This is a genomic window from Pseudomonas sp. FW305-28 (assembly GCF_017351395.1).
Lineage (GTDB): Bacteria > Pseudomonadota > Gammaproteobacteria > Pseudomonadales > Pseudomonadaceae > Aquipseudomonas > Aquipseudomonas fluorescens_AA.
Genome location: NZ_JACNDD010000117.1, coordinates 1 through 20,312, shown reverse-complemented (window position 1 = coordinate 20,312; position 20,312 = coordinate 1). Strand labels below are relative to the sequence as shown.

Here is a 20,312-nt window from a genome sequence, read left to right as displayed (position 1 = left end):
TGTGATGGGTCCAGGGAAATTGATCGAACAACGCGCAACGCGTGATGCGGTGGGTGTCGTTCAGTTGCGCGATGTTCGCGGCGAGGGTGTCTGGGTTGCAGGAGATGTACAGGATGTTGTCGAAGCGCCGGGTCAGCTCGCAGGTATCCGGGTCCATGCCGGCGCGAGGCGGGTCGACGAAGACGCTGCCGAATTCGTAGCTTTTCAGGTCGATGCCCTGCAGGCGGCGGAACGGCCGGACTTCGTTCAGGGCTTCGGTCAGCTCTTCGGCTGACAGGCGCACCAGCGTGACGTTATCCACAGCGTTTTCGCTGAGATTGCTCAGCGCGGCGTTCACCGAGGTCTTGCTGATCTCGGTGGCCAGGACTTTGCGCACGCGGGTGGCCAGGGGCAGGGTGAAGTTGCCGTTGCCGCAGTACAACTCCAGCAGATCGTCGTTGCGCTCGCCCAATGCCTCGTAGGCCCAGTTGAGCATCTTCTGGTTCACCGTGCCGTTGGGCTGGGTGAAGGCGCCTTCGGGCTGGCGATAGCTGAAAGTGCGGCCGCCCACTTCGAGTTGCTCCACCACATAGTCATGGCCGATCACTTCCCGCTTGCCCTTGGAGCGGCCAATGATGCTCACGCCCAGGTCGGTTGCCAGTTTCGAGGCCGCAGCGTGCCAGTGTTCGTCCAGCGGGCGGTGATAACACAGGGTGATCATCGCGTCGCCCGCCAGGGTGGTCAGGAACTCCACCTGGAACAGTTTATGGCTCAGGGGCGCGCTGGCTTGCCAGGCGGCCTTGAGTTGCGGCATCAATTGGTTGATGCGCAGGCTGGCGATGGGAAATTCCTCGATGAGGATCGGCGTGCGCTTGTCGTCCTGGGAGAACATCGCGTAATGCCGTTCGCCGGCCTCGCGCCACAGGCGGAACTCGGCCCGCAGGCGAAAGTTTTTCAGGGGCGAATCGAACACCGCAGGTTCCGGTGCATCGAATGGGGCCAACAGGTCACGCAAGCGGGTGACCTTGTCCTGCAACTGAGCGGCGTAGGCCTGGGAATCAAAAGTCATGCGTTGAACCAACCCAACTTGATCACGAACAGGATCGACAGAATGACCAGCGCTGGGTTCAGCTCGCGGCCACGGCCAGACACCAGTTTGATGGCGGTCCAGGCGATGAAACCGAAGGCGATGCCGTTGGCGATGGAGTAGGTGAATGGCATCGCCAGGGCGGTGATCACCACCGGGGCGGCGACGGTGATGTCGTCCCAGTCGATTTCCGCCAGGCCCGAGGTCATCAGCACGGCGACGAACAGCAAGGCCGGCGCAGTGGCGAAAGGCGGGACGCTGGCGGCCAGTGGCGAGAAGAACAGCGCCAGCAGGAACAGGATCGCCACCACGATGGCGGTCAGGCCGGTGCGCCCGCCGGCGCTGACGCCCGCTGCCGATTCGATGTAACTGGTGGTGGTGGAGGTGCCCAACAGCGACCCGGCCATGGCGGCGGTGCTGTCGGCGATCAGCGCACGGCCCATCTTCGGCATGTGGCCGTCCTTGCCCATCAGCCCGGCGCGCTTGGCGACGCCGATCAGGGTGCCGGAGTTGTCGAACAGGTCGACGAACAGGAAGGCGAAGATCACGCTCACCAGGCCGATGTCCAAGGCGCCCTTGATGTCCAGTTGCAGGAAGGTCGGGGCCAGGGACGGCGGCGCGGAGATGACGCCGCTGAACGGGGTGAAACCCATCAGGATCGAGACAAGGGTGACCGCCAGGATGCCGATCAGCACCGCGCCGCGCACTTTCAGCGCTTCGAGGGCAACGATCAGGACGAAACCGAGGGTCGCGAGGATCGGTGCCGGTTGCTTCAAGTCGCCGAGGCCGACCATGGTCGCCGGGTTTTTCACCACGATGCCGGCATTGTTCAAGGCGATCAGCGCCAGGAACAGGCCGATGCCCGCGGCGATGGCCGAGCGCAGCGGCAGCGGGATGCTGTTGATGATCCACTCGCGGATGCGAAAGATCGACAGCAGGAAGAACAGCACGGCGGAGATGAACACCGCGCCCAGCGCCACTTGCCAGGTATGGCCCATGTGCAGGACCACGGTGTAGGTGAAGAAGGCGTTCAGGCCCATGCCCGGTGCGAGGGCGATCGGGTAGTTGGCGATCAGGCCCATGACCGTGGAGCCAATGGCCGCCGCCAGGCAGGTGGCGACGAACACCGCGCCTTTGTCCATGCCGGTTTCGCCAAGGATGCTCGGGTTGACGAACAGAATGTAGGCCATGGCCAGGAAGGTCGTGACGCCCGCCAGGATCTCGGTCCGCACGTTGGTGTTGTGTGCCTTGAGTTGAAACAGCCTTTCCAGCATGTCTGCTCCCCGTGGCGCGCCCGGCGCCGTGAATGTATCGACCTCAACAGCAAAGCACAGGTCGCCAGCGGCGCCCGGGAATTTTCTGCGGGTCGGAAAAAGCCGCGCATCATACCAGCAGCGTAGCGTTGTGGCTGCGATCGTCGTCGATGTTTTGCCAACGCGCCAAGTGGGCCATACTGCGCGCGGTTCCGGGAGGTCTCTATGCTTCAGATGAATAAAAAGCTGCTAGCGGTCGTGGGTTGCGCGCTGGGCCTGTGGTTGCCCGGCCAGGCCGCCCATGCCGCGTCGGCGCCGCCCTTGAGTGAGGTCAAGGTGCTCAAGGTCGAGTCGCCGGCCTGCGGCTTCGAGGACATCGTCCCGGGGCAGGCGCAGACGCGTTGCGATCACGGCCCGACGATCAAGGTCTATGTGCTGGAGGTCGGCTATGGCCGTCAACCCCATGTCACCCTGGACGGCTTTGAAGTCGACGGCACCCGCTCGCCAGTGTGCGCGTACAGCAATGGCAATCTCAATGACTGCTCCGTGCGGACCAAGGTCGTCGGCTATTTGTACATCTTCGACCTGAAAGGCAAACAAGAGGGCACCTTCAGCTTCAGCAACCAGTCGATCAACGCACCGGGCAACCGGATGTCGACCCAGCTGTACATCAAATAATCGCTGGCCCCTGTAGGCACTGTGTAGGAGCTGCCGAGCGCAGCGAGGCTGCGATCTTTCCCCCCGACGCTTGAATCCCAAGCGCATATCAAAAGATCGCAGCCTTCGGCAGCTCCTACACTACAAGCATCACCCAGCGGAGAGTGCCCATGATGCCTGGAACCAAGATCCCCCGAGCCCTGATAGCCGTCGCCGAGGGTGTCGACGACTTGCAGACGGTCACCTTGATCGACGTGCTGCGTCGAGCGCAGATCGAAACCGTGGTGGCGAGCATCGAAGGGCGGCGCATGCTCACCTGCGCCCGCGGCACGCGCCTGACGGCCGATGGCATGCTGGTGGACGTGCTCGCGCAGGATTTCGACCTGGTCGTCCTGCCAGGCGGCATCATCGGCGCCCAGCACTTGGCGGCTCATCAGCCGCTGCAACAACGGCTCAAGGACCAGGCCGCCACCGGACGTTTCTTCGCCGCCATCGCCGAAGCCCCGGCCCTGGCGCTACAGGCCTCCGGCGTCCTGCGCCAGCGCCGCATGACCTGCCTGCCCGCAGTGAGCCAGCAGTTGTCCGGTTGCAGCTTCGTCGATCAGCCTGTGGTGGTGGACGGCAACTGCATCACCGCCCAAGGCTCGGCCGCTGCCCTGGCGTTTGCCTTGACGCTGGTGGAGCAACTCTGTGGCAAGGGCGTGAGGGGCGTGGTGGCGGCAGAATTGCTGGCCTGACACGCTTGATCCACATCGGCCTGTGGCGAGGGAGCTTGCTCCCGCTCGGCTGCGAAGCAGACGCTGGCATTCTTTCATCGCGCATTTGCCTTGAACGCTCACCCCCACCCTGAAGTCGTACCCCTTATGACGGCGGTTCTCCAAAACGCCGCGAGTACGACCAACCGTGAGGTGTTCCATGAGCGCGACCCTGTCCGAAGCGACGCAGGCGTCCTTCGTCCGTCATCCGATCCGTCTGACCCTCAATGGCCAGGTGCGAGAGTTGCAAGTGCTGGCCTGGACCACGTTACTGGACCTGCTGCGCGAGCAACTGGATCTGGTGGGCAGCAAGAAAGGCTGCGACCACGGCCAGTGCGGTGCCTGCACGGTGCTGCGCGATGGCAAGCGGATCAATGCGTGTCTTACGCTGGCCGTCATGTGTGATGGCGCCGAACTGATCACTGTCGAAGGCCTGGCCAGCGACGACCAGTTGCATCCCATGCAGCAGGCTTTCATCAAGCACGACGCGTTCCAGTGCGGTTATTGCACGCCGGGGCAGATCTGCTCGGCGGTGGGCTTGGCCAATGAGGGTCGAGCGAAGACCCGTGGGCAGATCAGCGAGTTGATGAGCGGCAACCTGTGCCGCTGCGGCGCCTACACCAACATTCGCGATGCCATCGAAGAGGCTCTGCCACTTTGCCAGCAGGGAGGTGATCAATGAATCCCTTCCAATACAGCAAGCCCGACACCGTGCAGGCCGCCGTCGATCTGTCGAGCCCGGTTTCCCGCTTCATCGCCGGCGGCACCAACCTGCTGGACCTGATGAAGGAAAACATCACCCGTCCCGAGCACCTGATCGACATCACCGGGTTGCCCCTGGCGGACCTCAGTGAAACCCCTTCCGGCGGGGTGATGATCGGGGCCTTGGTGAGCAATGCCGACCTGGCCTGGCACCCGTGGATCGAGCGCCGTTATCCGCTGCTGGCCCAGGCCATCCTGGCCGGCGCCTCGCCGCAACTGCGCAACATGGCCAGCACCGGCGGCAACCTGCTGCAACGCACCCGTTGCTACTACTTCTATGACGCGAGCGTACCGTGCAACAAACGCCGACCCGGCAGCGGTTGCCCGGCCCGGAACGGTTTGAACCGGATCCACGCGATTTTCGGTGCCAGCGATCAATGCGTGGCCACCCATCCCTCTGATATGTGCGTGGCCTTGGCGGCCCTGGAGGCGGTGGTCCATGTCCTGGGCCGGGGCGGGGCGCGGACCATCGAGTTCGCCGACTTCCATCGCCTGCCCGGCGATGCTCCGGAGCGGGATAACCAACTGGCCGACGATGAGCTGATCACCGCTATCGAATTGCCTGCAGCCGGTTTTGCCGACCATAGCCACTACCTGAAGATCCGTGATCGCGCCTCCTACGCCTTCGCGCTGGTTTCAGTGGCCGCGGCGCTGGAGCTGGACGGGCCGGTGATTCGCCAGGCGCGCCTGGCCCTGGGGGGCGTCGCGCACAAACCCTGGCGCGACCGTGCCGTGGAGAGCTGGCTGACCGGGCAGACCGTCAGCCGCGAAACCTTCACCGCCGCTGCCGACGCGCTGCTGCAAAATGCCGAGCCGCTGGAGCACAACGGCTTCAAAGTCAGACTGGCGCGCCGGGCGATTGTCCGTGCCTTGAGTGACGCCGCATTGGGTTGCGCACCCCAGGGAGGACACGCCTGATGAACGCTCCGAGCAAATCCATAGGGCAACCCCTCGACCGGGTCGACGGCCTGCTCAAGGTGACGGGCCAGGCCCGTTACGCCGCTGAATACCCCGAGGACGGCTTGCTGCACGGCAGCGTCGTCTCCGGTACGGTCGCCCGTGGTCGCGTAGTGCGCATCGATGCGTCCCGAGCCCTGGCACTGCCCGGCGTGGTCGCGGTCATCGACCACACCAACCGGCCAAGGATTGCCAGCTACGACGAGCCCTACCAGGATGCCGATGCGGCGGACGGCTCGCCGTTCCGGCCGTTGTACAACGACCAGGTGCTCTACAGCGGCCAGCCGCTGGCCCTGGTGGTGGCGGAAAACCTTGAGCTGGCCCGGTATGCCGGTTCGCTGGTGGAAATCGAATACGACGCCGAGGCGCATCAGACCGATCTGATCACCTTGCAATATGACGCCCATCCGGCACCGGCCGAACTGCCCAAGCCCCGTGGGAATTTTCAGGGCGAATACGCCAGCTCCGCGCTCAGCGTGGATGTGTCCTACAGCACGCCGGTCGAACACCACAACCCGATGGAGCCACACGCCTCCACCGTGTTGTATCAGCCTGATGGCACCCTGCACATCCACGACAAGACCCAAGGCACGCAGAACTGCCAAGCCTATGTGCAAAAGGTCTTCGGTCTCGAGAAAGAACAGGTGCGGGTGTTTGCCGCGTTTGTCGGCGGCGCCTTCGGTTCCGGGCTGCGCCCGCAGTATCAATTGCCGTTGGCCGTGATGGCGGCACTGGCCCTCAAACGCTCGGTGCGGGTCAGCCTGACGCGCCAGCAGATGTTCACCTTTGGCTATCGGCCGCGAACCCTCCAGCGCGTGCAACTGGGGGCGGCGGCCAACGGTCGCTTGCTGGCTGTGGCACACACCGCGATCGGCCAGACCTCGCGCTTCGAGGACTTCACCGAACACGTGGTGGAGTGGAGCGGCATGCTTTATCACTGCGACAACGTGGCGTTGACCTATAAGTTGGTGCCGCTGGACGTCTACACGCCCTTGGACATGCGCGCGCCCGGTGCCGCCCTCGGGCTGATTGGCCTGGAATGCGCCATGGATGAACTGGCCTGTGCCCTGGCGATCGATCCGATCCAGCTGCGCTTGATCAACTACGCCGAACGCAACGAGAACGAGGGCAAGCCGTATTCCAGCAAGGAACTGCGTGAGTGTTATGCCCAAGGCGCCCGTCGTTTCGGCTGGGACAAGCGCAACCCGGAACCACGCAGCATGCGTGAAGGCCGGCAACTGGTCGGCTGGGGCATGGCCGGTGGCGTTTGGGAAGCCATGCAGCAGAAGGCCAGTGCCCAAGCCTCTCTGGATACGCATGGCAAGCTGACTGTCAGCAGCGCCACCACGGACATCGGCACCGGGACCTACACGGTCATGACCCAGATCGCCGCCGAGGCGTCAGGCGTTTCCCTTGAGGACGTCACGTTTGTCCTGGGGGATTCGTCGCTGCCCACTGCGCCGCTGCAGGGCGGTTCGTTCACCGTCTCGTCGGTGGGTAGCGCCGTGCAGCAGGCCTGTGAAGCGCTGAAGGAAAAACTCCTGGCCGTGGCTCGCCAGGCCTGCCCGGCCTTCAGTGGCGCCACCCTTGAACAAGTCACCTTCGTGGATGGCCAACTGCGGCTGGGCGAGGCGAGTGTCGCATTAGCGGAGCTGGCGCAAAAAAGTGGCGAGACACCGTTGCAGGCCCAGGTCACCGCCGAGCCGGATGCAAAACGCCAGGCCTACGCCACGGCCACTCACTCGGCGGTGTTTGTCGAAGTGTGGGTGGATGAGGACTTGGGAACGGTGAGGGTCAACCGAGTGGTCAGCGCCATCGCCGCCGGCCGGGTCGTCAACCCGAAAACCGCCCGTAGCCAGATTCTCGGTGGCGTGGTGTGGGGCGTCGGCATGGCCCTGCACGAAGAAACCCTGACCGATCACACCCTGGGGCGTCACATGAACCACAACCTGGCCGAGTATCACCTGCCGGTTAACGCCGACATCGGCGACATTGAGGTGATTTTCGTCGAGGAACATGACGAAATCGTCAATGCGCTCGGGTCCAAGGGCGTGGGTGAAATCGGTATCGTCGGGGTGGCCGCGGCGGTGGCCAATGCGATTTACCATGCCACCGGCAAGCGGGTGCGGGACTTTCCCATCACCCTCGACAAGTTGCTCTAGGCTTTTGCTGCATCCACGGGTTCGTGCATCCGATCGCGGTTGGCCAAGGTTGGGAACAGCTTGATCCAGGTCCCGGTCACCAACAGCGTGCCGACACCGCCCATGACCACCGCCGGCACCGTGCCGAACCAGTGGGCGGTGAGGCCGGATTCGAACTCGCCCAGCTGGTTCGAAGCGCCGATGAACAGCCCGTTCACCGCGCTGACCCGGCCGCGCATTTCATCCGGGGTTTCCAGTTGCACGAACGAGGCACGGATCACCATGCTGATCATGTCTGCCGCGCCCAGCACCACCAGCACCGCCAGGGAAAACCAGAACGAGGTGGAGAGGCCGAAGGCAATGGTGGCGACGCCGAACACGCCCACCGCGGTGAACATCACCCGGCCGACCTTGCGCTCCACGGCAAACCGCGCCAGCCACAACGACATCAGCAAGGCGCCGACCGCCGGTGCCGAACGCAACAGGCCCAAGCCCCAGGGGCCGGTGAGCAGGATGTCCTTGGCAAACACCGGCAGCAGCGCCGTCGCGCCGCCGAGCAACACCGCGAACAGGTCCAGGGAGATCGCCCCGAGAATGTCCGGGCGGCTGCGAATGAAGCGAATCCCGGCCAGCAAAGAATCCAAGGTCGCCTTGCCTTTGTTCAGCGGCGTCTGCCGGGCGGGCAGGTTCAGCATCAGGCAGCAGGCGATGATGTAGAGCAGCACCGTCGGCCCATAGACCCAGACGCTGCCGAAGGCGTAGAGCAAGCCGCCGAGTGCCGGTGCGACGATGGTGGCCGATTGCTGGGCCGATTGCGCGGCGGCCACGGCGCGGGGAAACAGGCCCGCCGGCACGATGCTCGGCAGCAACGCCTGGGTGGTCGGCATTTCGAAGGAGCGAGCGGCGCCCAGCAGGAAGGCGAGGATGAAGATCATCTCCCGCGTGACGTTGTCGGTGGCGCTGCCAATCGCCAGCGCCAGGGCAATCATGGCCTGCAATGACTGGCAAATGGCGGCGACCTTGCGCCGGTCATAGCGGTCCGCCACATGCCCGGTGTGGAGCATGAACAGCACGCGCGGGGCAAACTCCACCAACCCCACCAGGCCCAGGTCCAGCACGTTGCCGGTCAGTTGATAGAGGTTCCAGCCGATGGCCACGGTGAGCATCTGGAAGCCGCTGGCGGTGAATATCCGGGCCAGCCAGAAGGCGATGAAGGGACGATGGTGACGGAGCAGCAGCGGCGCTTGGCTGGGCATCTATGACAGGTCCGATGAGGAAGGCATCGAGATTATCACCGAGCTGTAACCAGAAATTACGCCCGCTGGAAAAAATAGTTAGCCAAGCATCTTTTTGGGCGCCAACTGTGGGAGCAAAGCTTGCTCGCGATAGCGGTAGACCAGCCAGCAGGGTTGTCGACCGAGCTGCCCCAATCGCGAGCAAGCTTTGCTCCCACAGGTTTACAGTTTAACTGCCCAGTATCAGGGCACGCCTTGCTCCCACTGTCATTACCCCGCAACCCTTACCTTCTGCTGGGCTTTTCTATTTGCTGAACCTACTGAGACAACCTGTCACGCGACAAAAGACCACGCCGTCCATCGGCAATATTGCGACTACTCTTTGAGCATTGCTTGATCCAGATCAATACCCTTCGGGGCGTTGGGCTGGCGGCCATCCGGCCAGAGTCCTGCGTTGTGACGGTTATAAAAAGAACGATTTGAAAAGCATCGCACTCCATATCCCTTGGAGGCTGGTGCCAGCCCCGCCCGCAGCCGGTTTTACCTGACAGAGGAAGACTTATGTTCGGTTTGGAGGCGCTTGATCTCGCCCGAATCCAGTTCGCGTTCACGATCTCGTTCCACATCCTGTTCCCGGCCATCACCATCGGCCTGGCGAGTTACCTGGCGGTGCTCGAGGGGCTGTGGCTCAAGACCCGCGATGACACCTACCGCGACCTGTACCACTTCTGGTCGAAAATCTTTGCCGTCAACTTCGGCATGGGGGTGGTGTCCGGGTTGGTCATGGCCTATCAGTTCGGGACCAACTGGAGCCGCTTTTCGGACTTCGCCGGTGCGGTGACCGGCCCCTTGCTGACCTACGAGGTGCTCACGGCGTTCTTCCTCGAAGCGGGTTTCCTGGGGGTGATGTTGTTTGGCTGGAATCGCGTCGGCCGTGGCCTGCATTTCTTCTCCACGGTCATGGTGGCGATCGGCACCCTGATCTCGACCTTCTGGATCCTGTCCTCCAACAGCTGGATGCAGACCCCCCAGGGCTACGAAATCATCGACGGCCGGGTGATCCCGGTGGACTGGCTGGCGGTGGTGTTCAACCCCTCGTTTCCTTATCGATTGCTGCACATGTCCACCGCGGCGTTTGTCGCCACGGCGTTCTTCGTCGGCTCGTCGGCGGCCTGGCATTTGCTGCGCGGCCGCGATAACCCGGCCATCCGCCGGATGCTGTCGATGGCGATGTGGATGGCCTTGCTGGTGGCGCCGATACAAGCGGTCATCGGCGACTTCCATGGCCTGAACACCCTCAAGCACCAACCGGCGAAAATCGCCGCTATCGAGGGCCACTGGGAAAACGTCGGCAATGAACCGACCCCGCTGATCCTGTTCGGCTGGCCCGACATGCAAGCGGAAAAAACCAAGTACGCCGTGGAAATCCCTTACCTGGGCAGCCTGATCCTGACCCACAGCCTGGACAAGCAGGTGCCGGCCCTCAAGGAGTTCCCGCCTGAGGACCGACCGAACTCGACCATTGTGTTCTGGTCGTTCCGGATCATGGTCGGCCTCGGCTTGCTGATGATTTTCACTGGGTTGTGCAGCCTGTGGCTGCGGCGCAAGGATCGGATCTATCAATCCCGACCGTTCCTCTACATGGTGCTGTGGATGGGCCCGTCCGGCCTGGTTGCGATCCTGGCCGGCTGGTTTACCACAGAGATCGGCCGCCAGCCCTGGGTGGTCTATGGCTTGATGCGCACGGCCGATGCTTCGTCCGGCCACAGCTTCGCGCAGATGAGCATCACCCTGGTGTTGTTCGTCGTGGTGTATTTCGCGCTGTTCGGTGCAGGTTTGAGCTACATGATGCGCCTGGTGCGCAAGGGGCCGGAGGCCCACGAAGCCGAGCCGAGCGATGGTGGCCCGGGCCAGAAACGCACGCCGGCCCGGCCATTGTCGGCCGCCGACGACGGCGACGATGTGGACCACAACGACCGCTCGAACAAGGGGAATTGAGTCATGGGTATTGATCTTCCGCTGATCTGGGCCGTGGTCATCATCTTCGGCATCATGATGTACGTGATCATGGACGGTTTCGACCTGGGGATTGGCATCCTCTTCCCCTTCGTCAAGGGCGAGCTCGACCGTGACGTCATGATGAACACCGTGGCACCGGTCTGGGACGGTAACGAAACCTGGCTGGTGCTGGGCGGTGCCGGGCTGTTCGGGGCGTTTCCGCTGGCCTACTCGGTGGTGCTTTCGGCGCTGTACCTGCCGTTGATCCTGATGCTCATCGGCCTGATCTTTCGCGGCGTGGCCTTCGAGTTCCGCTTCAAGGCCAAGGCTGAGAAGCGTCACCTCTGGGACAAGGCATTCATTGGCGGTTCGCTGACGGCCACCTTCTTCCAGGGCGTGGCACTGGGGGCGTTCATCGACGGTTTTGAAGTGGTCAATCGCCAGTTCGCCGGCGGTTCCCTGGACTGGTTCACGCCATTCACGGTGTTCTGTGGCCTGGCGTTGATCGCGGCCTACGCGTTGCTCGGCTGCACCTGGCTGATCATGAAGACCGAAGGCAAGCTGCAAGAGCAGATGCATGACCTGGCCCGGCCTTTGGCGTTCGTGGTGCTGGCCGTGATCGGTATCGTCAGCATCTGGACGCCGCTGGCCCACGCGGACATCGCGGCCCGCTGGTTCACATTGCCGAACCTGTTCTGGTTCCTGCCGGTGCCGATCCTGGTGCTGGTGACCATGTACGGTTTGTTCCGCGCGGTGGCCCGCAATGCCAACTACACGCCCTTCATCCTGACCCTGGTGCTGATCTTCCTCGGCTACAGCGGCTTGGGCATCAGCCTGTGGCCGAATATCGTGCCGCCGTCCATCTCGATCTGGGACGCCTCGTCACCGCCCCAGAGCCAAGGCTTCATGCTGGTGGGCACGCTGTTCATCATTCCGTTGATCCTGGTGTACACCTTCTGGAGCTACTACGTGTTCCGCGGCAAGGTGACCCACGACGATGGCTACCATTGAGGGCGTCGAGCATGGCCAAACCTGACTTGAAAGACATCGAGGCCGCCGAACGCAAGCCTCTCTGGCAGCGGCTCGGCTGGCTGGCGTTGATCTGGGCTGGCAGTGTGCTGGCGTTGTTCATCGTCGCCAGCCTGATGCGGATGTTCATGAATGCCGCGGGGCTGACCACCCACTGATTTTCCTGCCGGGAGCGAGCTTCGCTCCCGCAGCGGACGGTCTATTTGCGGGCTTTGAGAATCACGAATTTCGGTGTGGCGGCCACTTGCTCGACGCCTCGGAACAACCGCGCCAGTTTGCTGTGGTAGCCCAGGTGCCGGTTGCCGACAATGTACAGCGCACCGCCCACCACCAACGCTTCGCGAGCCTGCTGAAACATCCGCCAGGCGAGGAAGTCGCCCACCACTTGCTGCTGGTGGAAGGGCGGGTTGCACAACACCACATCCAGTGACTGCGCTTCTTGCCCGGCCAGGCCATCGCCGGCCCTGATGGTCACTTCGCGTTCGCCGAGGGCCGCACGCCAGTTCTCGGCGGCCGATTGCACGGCCATGTACGACTCGTCCACCAGGGTGTAGCGGGCCTCGGGGTTTTGCAGGGCACTGGCGATGGCCAGCACGCCATTGCCACAGCCCAGGTCGGCGACCCGGGCCGTGCCGAGGTTTTTCGGCAGGTGTGGCAGGAACGCGCGCGTGCCGATGTCCAGGCCTTCGCGGCAGAACACGTTGGCATGGTTGAGCAGTTCGATCTTCGGCTCGTCCAGCCAGTAGCGCGTGGGGTAGGGCGACACGACCGGCGTACTGTTGGGTGAAGAGGCGCTGGGCGGTGTGGCGATCAACAGCCGCGCTTTTTTCACTGCCAGGGAAGCCTGCACCGGGCCGATGTAACGCTCCAGCAAATCGCCGGCGGCCCGGGGCAGGTGCTTGATCATGGCCCCGGCAATCACCTGGGCGCCCGGCGCCAGTTGGCCTTGCAGGCGAATCAGTTGTTCCTCCAGAAGGGCCAGGGTTTTCGGTATTTTGATCAGGACGCGATCGAACGGGCCGGTCAACGCTTCGCTGGCGGGCAACGTTGGTACGGCATCGAAGGGCCGGCCATTGCGCACCAGGTTTTTCTCCAGTGCCTGCAATGCCAGGAAAGAATCACCGCTGCTGGTCACCAGGACGTTGCCGGCCAGGCTGGCGGCCAGGGCGCCGAAGCCGTCATTGAGCACCAGGACCCGAGTCTGCGCGGCCGGTTGTTGTTCGGCCAGATACGCGAGCAGGTATTCATCGGCCGCATCGAAGGCTTGCAGCGGTTCGTTCTGCTGTTCGGGTTGGCGGATCAGATCGAGTTGGGCGAAAGGACTGTCGAGCAGGGGCATGGCTGGGGACTCTGGAAATCAACGAATGTCCCGCTGCCTGGAGGTAGGTGTCTGTGCGGGACCGCCTGAATGAACTGCGTCGCGCTTAAAAGCGGCATCATTCAAGAGGGACCGTAAATGGTACGTTTTTTTGTTGCACATTACTCGCGGGTTTTTCAGCTCGGCAGTGCCGCGCCACGGGTCAGATCACATGGATCTGGGCAGCCTTGGCCACCGCTGAAATTTTATTGCTGACGTTCAGTTTTCGCATGCAACTGCACACATGGAAATTCACGGTTCGTTCGGAAAGGCAGAGAATCCTGCCCACTTCCGAAGCCGTCTTGCCTTCGGCTGACCACCTCAGTACTTCGATTTCTCTCGGCGACAAGTGATAGTTCTGCTTGACTACGATGGCGTCAGACAGTTTTTTACTGGCGAGCGCATGCAGCTTTTGACTGGCGAAGATGGCGTAGCCGAGATTGCCATAGTGTTCCTCGATATCAATGGGACAATGGGTTCGTGCAAGACTGAACAGGCTGCACTGTGGCCCTTGGTCGTCATGAACGGCCTGGGTCCAGCCGTACTTGAGTCCCTGTCGATTAAGTTCTCGCCATAACTTGGGGGCCTGAGCGAAAACAGTCTCATCCCACAAGATCGGGAGCGGTGATTGATTGCAATGTGCTACTAATGGATCGCTCGACGCATAACCGTTTTGTTCATAAAGCCGGTCCCATCCATAAGGGTAGTTATTCAGGTTCACCTTGCTGGTGTGTTTGTCGGGGCTTCCGAGATAGGCTGCAAATGCGCAATATTCAAATCCCTGATTGTTAAAGAAATTCAACACCAGACGATAGGCCGCCTGCAGGTCTTTTTCACAGGATAACTTCCTCAGTAACAAGTCCTTCCACCTGTCCATCGCTCTCTCCTGGGTTTGATTCGTCCATGCGGATCCAATCCATGATGCGAATTTTTAGTGTAGGACTATTCCTAATTTGTAGTGGGATTTTTTTAATTTCCTTACGTTTATAAGTGTTTAAGTGAATAAACTTTTATTTGTTTGGTTTTACATTGTTGTAACTTTGTACAAGTTTGGTGAAGGATTTAGAGGGCGAAGGCAGCGACTATGACTAAAGTGCCATTACCTGCCGTCGGTGGTGAAGACGCTCACTTTGCGGGACACTGCAGGTCTTGTCCCCTAGGAGTGGCTCATGACCGACAGTGCAGAGAAGTTCACCCGCCAAACCTTGCTCGATGTCCAGCCAGTGACGTCTCATTTGTTTACGTTACGCACGACCCGGGATCGCGGCTTTCGCTTCCGGGCGGGTCAGTTCGCCCGGCTGGGCGTCGCCAAGGCGGACGGCACCACCGTCTGGCGGGCGTACTCCATGGTGTCGTCGCCCTTCGACGAGTTCCTCGAGTTCTTTTCCATCGTGGTGCCCGAGGGCGAGTTCACCAGCGAACTCAGCCGCTTGCAGCCGGGTGACGAACTGTTGGTGGATCGCCAGGCCTTTGGCTACCTGACGCTGGACCGCTTCGTCGATGGCCGGGATTTGTGGTTGCTGTCCACGGGGACGGGCGTGGCGCCGTTTCTTTCGATCCTCCAGGATTTCGAGGCCTGGGAAAAATTCGAGCGGATCATCCTGGTGTACAGCGTGCGCGAGGCGCGGGAATTGGCGTATCAGGACCTGATCAAGGAGTTGCCCCAGCGCGACTACCTGGCCGAGTACGCTCACAAGTTTCGTTTCATTGCGACCGTCACCCGTGAGCAGCACCCGGGGGCGCTCAGTGGGCGCATTACCACGTTGATCGACAATGGCGAGTTAGAGCTCGCGGCCGGCGTAGCGCTGACGCCGGAGCATTCGCGGGTGATGCTGTGCGGCAACCCGCAAATGATCGACGACACACGCAAGCTGCTCAAGGCCAGGGGCCTGCAACTGAGCCTGACCCGTCGTCCGGGCCAGGTGGCGGTGGAAAACTACTGGTAGGCTCAGGGCCGCTCGTTCTGAGCCTTGAGCAGGTCGCGAATCTCACTCAGCAGCAGCTCTTCCTTGGTCGGAACCGGAGGGGCGCTGGGGGCTACGGCTTCTTCACGCTTGAGGCGGTTGATGGCCTTGACGCCCATGAAAATGGCGAACGCCACGATGATGAAGTCGATGGTGCTCTGGATGAATTTACCGTAGGCCAGTACCACGGCAGGCGCATCACCCTGGGCGGCCTTGAGGGTGATGGCCAGGTCACTGAAATCCACGCCACCGATCAGCAGGCCGATTGGCGGCATGACCACGTCGCCCACGAATGACGAAACGATTTTGCCGAAAGCGGCGCCGATGATGATCCCGACGGCCATGTCGACGACATTGCCTTTGACCGCGAAGGCCTTGAACTCGCTTAGCACGCCCATGAGTTATTCCTTGTAACAGATGAAAGATGAGTGGCAGTGTAAATCAGCCCAACGAGTCTTGCTCGAAACGCCTGCTTACAAAGCTTCAGTTATCGACCGGGGCTTGGATGAAAAGTTTACAAAGTGCCATCAATCGCGCGTGATACGCGGTTTCGGCCCGGGGGCCCTATAACGTTTTTTCTATCGGTGCGGTACGGCATTTCTATTTAGGTTTTTCTTTTCCCGGCACTAGCCTCTGGATGGCGCACATGGATGCGCTCTATAACATCAGAGGAACATGCCTATGAACACTTCCCTCGGCCACGGGGCTTACTCCCATCGCCGCGCTCTTTTTGTGCTGACCGCGAGCCTTCTATCCTTGTCTGTCAACGCGGCCACCCTGACCCGGGACAACGGTGCGGCGGTCGGCGATAACCAGAATTCGCAGACGGCAGGTCCCAACGGTCCGACCCTGCTGCAAGACGTGCAGTTGATCCAGAAGCTCCAGCGCTTCGATCGTGAACGCATCCCCGAGCGTGTGGTGCATGCCCGTGGTACCGGTGCCCACGGCACATTCACGGTGTCCGACGATCTCAGCGACCTGACCAAGGCCAAGGTCTTCGCCGCAGGCCAGGTCACCCCGGTGTTCGTGCGTTTTTCGGCCGTGGTGCACGGTAATCATTCGCCGGAAACCCTGCGCGACCCCCGTGGCTTCGCCACGAAGTTCTACACCGCCGACGGTAACTGGGACTTGGTGGGCAACAACTTCCCGACTTTCTTCATTCGCGATGCCATCAAGTTTCCGGACATGGTCCACGCGTTCAAACCCGACCCGCGGACCAACCTGGACGATGATTCACGGCGTTTCGATTTCTTCTCCCATGTTCCAGAATCGACCCGTACCCTGACCGAGTTGTATTCCAACTCCGGCACACCGGCCAGTTACCGCGAAATGGACGGCAACGGTGTACATGCCTACAAGCTGATTAACGCCAAGGGTGAAATTCACTACGTGAAGTTTCATTGGAAAAGTTTGCAGGGCTTGAAAAACCTCGATCCGAAAGAAGTTGTGAAAGTTCAGGGTCAAGATTACAGCCATATGACCAATGATCTGGTGAACCATATTAATAAGGGCGACTTCCCGAAGTGGGACTTGTACGTCCAGGTGCTCAATCCACAAGACCTTGCCAAGTTCGACTTCGACCCACTGGATGCGACCAAGATCTGGCCGGGCGTGCCTGAACGCAAGGTCGGGCAAATGGTCTTGAACCGTAACCCGGCGAACGTCTTCCAGGAAACCGAGCAGGTGGCGATGGCGCCAGCGAATCTGGTGCCAGGCATCGAGCCTTCCGAGGACCGTTTGCTTCAGGGCCGGGTGTTTTCCTATGCCGATACGCAGATGTACCGTCTAGGCGCCAATGCCCTGCAATTGCCGATCAACGCCCCCAAGGTGGCGGTGAACAACGGTAACCAGGACGGTGCGATGAACCCAGGCAGCACCAGCACCGGCGTGAATTACCAGCCGAGCCGCCTGACGCCTCGTGAAGAACCGCAGGCGGCACGCTACAGCCAGGCCGCGCTGAGTGGCAGCACCCAGCAGGCGAAAATCCAGCGCGAGCAGAACTTCAAGCAGGCCGGCGATTTGTATCGTTCGTTCAGCAAGAAAGAACGTGATGACCTGATCGAAAGCTTTGGCGGCTCTTTGGCGACCACCGATGACGAGAGCAAGCACATCATCCTGTCGTTCCTCTACAAGGCCGATCCTGAATACGGCACTGGGGTGGCCCGTGTCGCCAAAGGTGACTTGGCTCGGGTCAAGGCTCTGGCGGAAAAACTGACTGACTGATCACCGCCGGCAGGTGCATAACCTGTGGGAGCAAAGCTTGCTCGCGAGGCGGACGCCGGGGTCGGAAGCCAGACCGAGTCGTCCGCATCGCGGGCAAGCCTTGCTCCCACAACCCTGCTCCACAGTCTTGAGTCATGGGGAGACGTCATGATGGGTAAATTCTTTTTGTCGATGCTTGCGACCTGGTCACTGAGCGTACTGGCCGATCAGCCAATACCCACCGAACCGGCTGCGGTCCAGGAACAGCTGCAAAACTATTATTTCGACGCCGCTCGCCGGGGCGATGTGCCGATGCTCGATACGTTTATCGAGGCCGGTTACTCGTTGGATACCCGGGATGAGAAGGGCTACACCGCGCTGATTCTGGCGGCTTATCACGGCCACGCTCCGGCGGTGGAGCGGTTGCTGGCCGCGGGGGCCGATGCCTGTGCCCAGGACAAACGCGGCAATACGGCGCTGATGGGCGCCATTTTCAAGGGCGAAGTGCAGATTGCCCGTCGCTTGCTGTCCACCGATTGCAGTCCGGACCAACGCAACGGTGCCGGACAGACTGCCGCGATGTATGCGGGTCTGTTCAAGCGTGGCGAGTTGCTCGATGCCTTGAAGGCCAAGGGCGCCGACCTGGAGGCCCGGGATCCGTTGGGCAATACCGCGGCGGATCTGGCGAAGGGTGAAATCAGAATGCCGGCCCCTCAGTGAACCTTGGCTGGGCTATCATCGCGGTTTTACCCCGGAGTTCAGATGGCCAAGGCAAAGCGCATGTACGGCTGCACCGAGTGCGGTTCGACCTTTCCCAAATGGGCCGGCCAATGCAGCGAATGCGGGGCCTGGAACACCCTGACCGAAACCATGGTGGAAAGCGGCGGCGCGGCGGCCCCCACCGGACGCACCGGCTGGGCCGGTCAGCAGGCGCAGATCAAGACCCTGGCCGAAGTCAGCGTTGAAGAAATCCCGCGATTTTCCACCGCCTCCGGTGAACTGGACCGGGTGCTGGGCGGCGGCCTGGTGGACGGTTCGGTGGTGCTGATCGGTGGAGACCCGGGCATCGGCAAATCCACCATCCTGCTGCAAACCTTGTGCAACCTCGCCACCCGCATGCCGGCGCTGTACGTCACTGGCGAAGAGTCCCAGCAACAGGTCGCCATGCGCGCCCGGCGCCTGGGCTTGCCCCAGGACCAGTTGCGGGTCATGACCGAGACCTGCATCGAAACCATCATCGCCACGGCGCGCGTGGAAAAGCCCAAGGTGATGGTGATCGACTCGATCCAGACCATTTTCACCGAACAGCTGCAATCGGCCCCGGGCGGCGTGTCCCAGGTGCGTGAAAGCGCGGCGTTGCTGGTGCGCTACGCCAAGCAGAGCGGCACGGCGATTTTCCTGGTGGGCCACGTCACCAAGGAGGGTGCGTTGGCGGGACCGCGGGTGTTGGAGCACATGGTCGATACCGTGTTGTACTTCGAAGGCGAATCCGATGGCCGCCTGCGTTTGCTCCGGGCGGTGAAGAACCGTTTTGGTGCCGTCAATGAATTGGGCGTGTTCGGCATGACCGACAGGGGCCTGAAAGAAGTCTCGAACCCTTCGGCGATCTTTCTGACGCGTGCCCAGGAAGAAGTCCCGGGCAGTGTGGTCATGGCGACGTGGGAAGGGACCCGGCCGATGTTGGTGGAAGTGCAGGCGCTGGTGGATGACAGCCACTTGGCGAACCCACGGCGGGTCACCCTGGGCCTGGATCAGAATCGGCTGGCCATGCTGCTGGCGGTGTTGCACCGACACGGCGGGATTCCGACTCACGACCAGGACGTGTTCCTTAACGTCGTGGGCGGGGTCAAGGTACTGGAGACCGCGTCCGACCTGGCGTTGATGGCGGCGGTCATGTCCAGCCTGCGCAACCGGCCGCTGCCCCATGATTTGCTGGTGTTTGGCGAAGTGGGGTTGTCGGGGGAAGTGCGACCGGTGCCCAGCGGGCAGGAGCGGCTCAAGGAAGCGGCCAAGCACGGTTTCAAACGCGCCATCGTGCCCAAGGGCAACGCGCCGAAGGAAGCGCCGCCGGGGTTGCAGATTATCGCAGTGACCCGTCTGGAACAGGCGTTGGATGCGCTGTTCGAATAACACTGGCAATTGCGCAAGGAATGTATGTGGGAGCAAAGCTTGCTCGCGATGCAGGCGACTCGATTTTGAAGGGCCGCATTGCAGCCATCGCGGGCAAGCCTTGCTCCCACATGAGTCCCTCACCAAGGGAATGGCAGTTCAAGTCTGGATCAATGCCGCCAATTCCCGCTCCAGCTCGTCATGGTCGCCCAGGTTCAGCTCTATCAATCGGCGCAGGTGGGCGATGGATGCCAGGTCGATATGCTTGCAGACGAAGCCCAGGTGACCATGGTCATCATGGGCCAGGCGAATTTCCATTTTGATCTCGGCATCGGGACTCAAATGGATATCGGCCATGAAGGAATGTTCGGGATCGCCAAGCCAGGGCTCGGGTTTCTTGATCAGCAGCCCCTTGAGGGACAGGTCCAGCAGTTCCACCGACCAGATATAGGGGCCTTGGCTCAGCTCGGTCCTGGCATGGAAATCAACTCGTACGAAGCGGCGACGCTCGCTCATGACGCATTCCCTCTGAAGATTCATTGACTATAGACCCAACTGACGGGGCATCGTCACCGTTCGGCAACAGACAGACGAATGTCGAGTATGGCCTTTGCCCGGGTTAGCGCTAAACTCCAATGGCTATCTTTCTTGTCCACCCTGGCTGGAATATAAAAATGAAAAACAATAATAGCCTGCTGCGCCATCTGCCCTGGCTACTGCTGGCCGTCGTAGGAGCGTGCGCCCTGGGCGTCGTGGCATTGCGGCGAGGCGAGGCGATCAACGCCTTGTGGATCGTCGTCGCCGCCGTGGCCATCTACCTGGTCGCC

The 20,312-nt window shown here is 61.6% G+C and carries 19 protein-coding genes and 1 pseudogene; 13 read left to right on the top strand and 7 right to left on the bottom strand.

The window, feature by feature from the left end:
* Together trmA and J4E53_RS22860 are read right to left on the bottom strand one after the other, a co-directional pair.
* Positions 1-1,048: tRNA (uridine(54)-C5)-methyltransferase TrmA (gene trmA, locus J4E53_RS22865; protein ID WP_207268192.1), on the bottom strand; the 1,048-nt coding region annotated here is incomplete at its 3' end.
* Entirely contained in the window at positions 1,045-2,340 is a 1,296-nt protein-coding gene (locus tag J4E53_RS22860; RefSeq protein ID WP_060740524.1) for an NCS2 family permease, read from the bottom strand. The genes J4E53_RS22860 and trmA, both read right to left, overlap by 4 nt.
* 204 nt (positions 2,341-2,544) lie before the next feature.
* Between J4E53_RS22860 and J4E53_RS22855 the strand changes: the two genes are divergently transcribed.
* From J4E53_RS22855 to J4E53_RS22835, 5 genes are all read left to right on the top strand, one after another.
* The gene (locus J4E53_RS22855; RefSeq protein WP_092205475.1) at positions 2,545-2,997 is read left to right on the top strand and encodes a DUF4879 domain-containing protein; all 453 of its coding nucleotides are present in this window, start codon (positions 2,545-2,547) and stop codon (positions 2,995-2,997) included.
* Positions 2,998-3,146: 149 nt separating this feature from the next.
* Positions 3,147-3,713, top strand: coding sequence for a DJ-1 family glyoxalase III (locus tag J4E53_RS22850; protein WP_103310208.1), 567 nt, complete (start codon positions 3,147-3,149; stop codon positions 3,711-3,713).
* A gap of 178 nt (positions 3,714-3,891) precedes the next feature.
* Positions 3,892-4,413, top strand: a complete 522-nt coding sequence (locus J4E53_RS22845; RefSeq protein ID WP_060740527.1) for a (2Fe-2S)-binding protein — start codon at positions 3,892-3,894, stop codon at positions 4,411-4,413.
* Entirely contained in the window at positions 4,410-5,411 is a 1,002-nt protein-coding gene (locus tag J4E53_RS22840; RefSeq protein WP_103310206.1) for a xanthine dehydrogenase family protein subunit M, read from the top strand. Before J4E53_RS22845 ends, J4E53_RS22840 begins: the two co-directional genes overlap by 4 nt.
* Positions 5,411-7,612 (top strand): xanthine dehydrogenase family protein molybdopterin-binding subunit, encoded by a 2,202-nt coding sequence (locus J4E53_RS22835; protein WP_103310205.1) that lies wholly within the window; start codon positions 5,411-5,413, stop codon positions 7,610-7,612. Before J4E53_RS22840 ends, J4E53_RS22835 begins: the two co-directional genes overlap by 1 nt.
* Here J4E53_RS22835 and J4E53_RS22830 read toward each other — a convergent pair.
* Positions 7,609-8,847, bottom strand: coding sequence for an MFS transporter (locus tag J4E53_RS22830; RefSeq protein WP_060740530.1), 1,239 nt, complete (start codon positions 8,845-8,847; stop codon positions 7,609-7,611). The genes J4E53_RS22835 and J4E53_RS22830 overlap by 4 nt on opposite strands.
* A 540-nt stretch (positions 8,848-9,387) precedes the next feature.
* Between J4E53_RS22830 and J4E53_RS22825 the strand changes: the two genes are divergently transcribed.
* From J4E53_RS22825 to J4E53_RS22815, 3 genes are read left to right on the top strand one after another with little or no spacing between them, the layout of a single operon-like run.
* Positions 9,388-10,824, top strand: a complete 1,437-nt coding sequence (locus tag J4E53_RS22825; RefSeq protein WP_103310203.1) for a cytochrome ubiquinol oxidase subunit I — start codon at positions 9,388-9,390, stop codon at positions 10,822-10,824.
* A gap of 3 nt (positions 10,825-10,827) precedes the next feature.
* Positions 10,828-11,835 (top strand): cytochrome d ubiquinol oxidase subunit II, encoded by a 1,008-nt coding sequence (gene cydB, locus J4E53_RS22820; RefSeq protein WP_103310202.1) that lies wholly within the window; start codon positions 10,828-10,830, stop codon positions 11,833-11,835.
* Positions 11,836-11,846: 11 nt separating this feature from the next.
* Positions 11,847-12,011, top strand: coding sequence for a DUF2474 domain-containing protein (locus J4E53_RS22815; protein ID WP_003205785.1), 165 nt, complete (start codon positions 11,847-11,849; stop codon positions 12,009-12,011).
* Positions 12,012-12,052: 41 nt separating this feature from the next.
* Here J4E53_RS22815 and J4E53_RS22810 read toward each other — a convergent pair whose 3' ends face one another.
* Together J4E53_RS22810 and J4E53_RS22805 are read right to left on the bottom strand one after the other, a co-directional pair.
* Positions 12,053-13,192, bottom strand: a complete 1,140-nt coding sequence (locus J4E53_RS22810; protein WP_103310200.1) for a methyltransferase — start codon at positions 13,190-13,192, stop codon at positions 12,053-12,055.
* A gap of 181 nt (positions 13,193-13,373) precedes the next feature.
* Positions 13,374-14,087, bottom strand: coding sequence for an autoinducer binding domain-containing protein (locus J4E53_RS22805; protein ID WP_103310198.1), 714 nt, complete (start codon positions 14,085-14,087; stop codon positions 13,374-13,376).
* Positions 14,088-14,379: 292 nt separating this feature from the next.
* Here J4E53_RS22805 and J4E53_RS22800 point away from each other — a divergent pair, with 292 nt between their 5' ends.
* Positions 14,380-15,156: a ferredoxin--NADP reductase gene (locus J4E53_RS22800; protein WP_060740533.1), complete on the top strand. Its 777-nt coding sequence runs from the start codon at positions 14,380-14,382 to the stop codon at positions 15,154-15,156.
* 2 nt (positions 15,157-15,158) lie between these two features.
* On the opposite strand, the gene mscL is transcribed toward J4E53_RS22800, so the two are convergent.
* A complete protein-coding gene (gene mscL / locus J4E53_RS22795) occupies positions 15,159-15,572 on the bottom strand; it encodes a large-conductance mechanosensitive channel protein MscL (RefSeq protein ID WP_003205779.1) in 414 nt (137 codons plus the stop codon).
* Positions 15,573-15,855: 283 nt separating this feature from the next.
* On the opposite strand from mscL, the gene katB reads away from it, so the two are divergent.
* From katB to radA, 3 genes are all read left to right on the top strand, one after another.
* The gene (gene katB, locus J4E53_RS22790; RefSeq protein WP_103310196.1) at positions 15,856-17,397 is read left to right on the top strand and encodes a catalase KatB; all 1,542 of its coding nucleotides are present in this window, start codon (positions 15,856-15,858) and stop codon (positions 17,395-17,397) included.
* Between the two features lie 150 nt (positions 17,398-17,547).
* Positions 17,548-18,096, top strand: coding sequence for an ankyrin repeat domain-containing protein (locus J4E53_RS22785; protein WP_060743128.1), 549 nt, complete (start codon positions 17,548-17,550; stop codon positions 18,094-18,096).
* Between the two features lie 42 nt (positions 18,097-18,138).
* Positions 18,139-19,506 carry a DNA repair protein RadA gene (gene radA / locus J4E53_RS22780; protein ID WP_060740535.1) on the top strand — a complete coding sequence of 456 codons (1,368 nt, stop codon included), beginning with the start codon at positions 18,139-18,141 and terminating at the stop codon, positions 19,504-19,506.
* 138 nt (positions 19,507-19,644) lie between these two features.
* Here the strand turns inward: radA and J4E53_RS22775 are convergent, their stop codons facing one another.
* On the bottom strand, positions 19,645-20,001 hold the full coding sequence (locus tag J4E53_RS22775) for a PilZ domain-containing protein (RefSeq protein WP_060740536.1): 357 nt from the start codon (positions 19,999-20,001) through the stop codon (positions 19,645-19,647).
* Between the two features lie 158 nt (positions 20,002-20,159).
* Here J4E53_RS22775 and J4E53_RS22770 point away from each other — a divergent pair.
* Positions 20,160-20,312: pseudogene (locus tag J4E53_RS22770) on the top strand (carbon starvation protein CstA); the annotation flags it as partial.

Coding starts and splice junctions, on each gene's coding strand:
- J4E53_RS22825 (WP_103310203.1), top strand. CDS start 9,388: ATGTTCGGTTTGGAGGCGCTTGATCTCGCCCGAATCCAGTTCGCGTTC.
- cydB (WP_103310202.1), top strand. CDS start 10,828: ATGGGTATTGATCTTCCGCTGATCTGGGCCGTGGTCATCATCTTCGGC.
- J4E53_RS22860 (WP_060740524.1), bottom strand. CDS start 2,340: ATGCTGGAAAGGCTGTTTCAACTCAAGGCACACAACACCAACGTGCGG.
- J4E53_RS22785 (WP_060743128.1), top strand. CDS start 17,548: ATGGGTAAATTCTTTTTGTCGATGCTTGCGACCTGGTCACTGAGCGTA.
- J4E53_RS22815 (WP_003205785.1), top strand. CDS start 11,847: ATGGCCAAACCTGACTTGAAAGACATCGAGGCCGCCGAACGCAAGCCT.
- katB (WP_103310196.1), top strand. CDS start 15,856: ATGAACACTTCCCTCGGCCACGGGGCTTACTCCCATCGCCGCGCTCTT.
- J4E53_RS22840 (WP_103310206.1), top strand. CDS start 4,410: ATGAATCCCTTCCAATACAGCAAGCCCGACACCGTGCAGGCCGCCGTC.
- mscL (WP_003205779.1), bottom strand. CDS start 15,572: ATGGGCGTGCTAAGCGAGTTCAAGGCCTTCGCGGTCAAAGGCAATGTC.
- J4E53_RS22805 (WP_103310198.1), bottom strand. CDS start 14,087: ATGGACAGGTGGAAGGACTTGTTACTGAGGAAGTTATCCTGTGAAAAA.
- J4E53_RS22775 (WP_060740536.1), bottom strand. CDS start 20,001: ATGAGCGAGCGTCGCCGCTTCGTACGAGTTGATTTCCATGCCAGGACC.
- J4E53_RS22810 (WP_103310200.1), bottom strand. CDS start 13,192: ATGCCCCTGCTCGACAGTCCTTTCGCCCAACTCGATCTGATCCGCCAA.
- J4E53_RS22800 (WP_060740533.1), top strand. CDS start 14,380: ATGACCGACAGTGCAGAGAAGTTCACCCGCCAAACCTTGCTCGATGTC.
- J4E53_RS22855 (WP_092205475.1), top strand. CDS start 2,545: ATGCTTCAGATGAATAAAAAGCTGCTAGCGGTCGTGGGTTGCGCGCTG.
- J4E53_RS22845 (WP_060740527.1), top strand. CDS start 3,892: ATGAGCGCGACCCTGTCCGAAGCGACGCAGGCGTCCTTCGTCCGTCAT.
- radA (WP_060740535.1), top strand. CDS start 18,139: ATGGCCAAGGCAAAGCGCATGTACGGCTGCACCGAGTGCGGTTCGACC.
- J4E53_RS22850 (WP_103310208.1), top strand. CDS start 3,147: ATGATGCCTGGAACCAAGATCCCCCGAGCCCTGATAGCCGTCGCCGAG.
- J4E53_RS22835 (WP_103310205.1), top strand. CDS start 5,411: ATGAACGCTCCGAGCAAATCCATAGGGCAACCCCTCGACCGGGTCGAC.
- J4E53_RS22830 (WP_060740530.1), bottom strand. CDS start 8,847: ATGCCCAGCCAAGCGCCGCTGCTGCTCCGTCACCATCGTCCCTTCATC.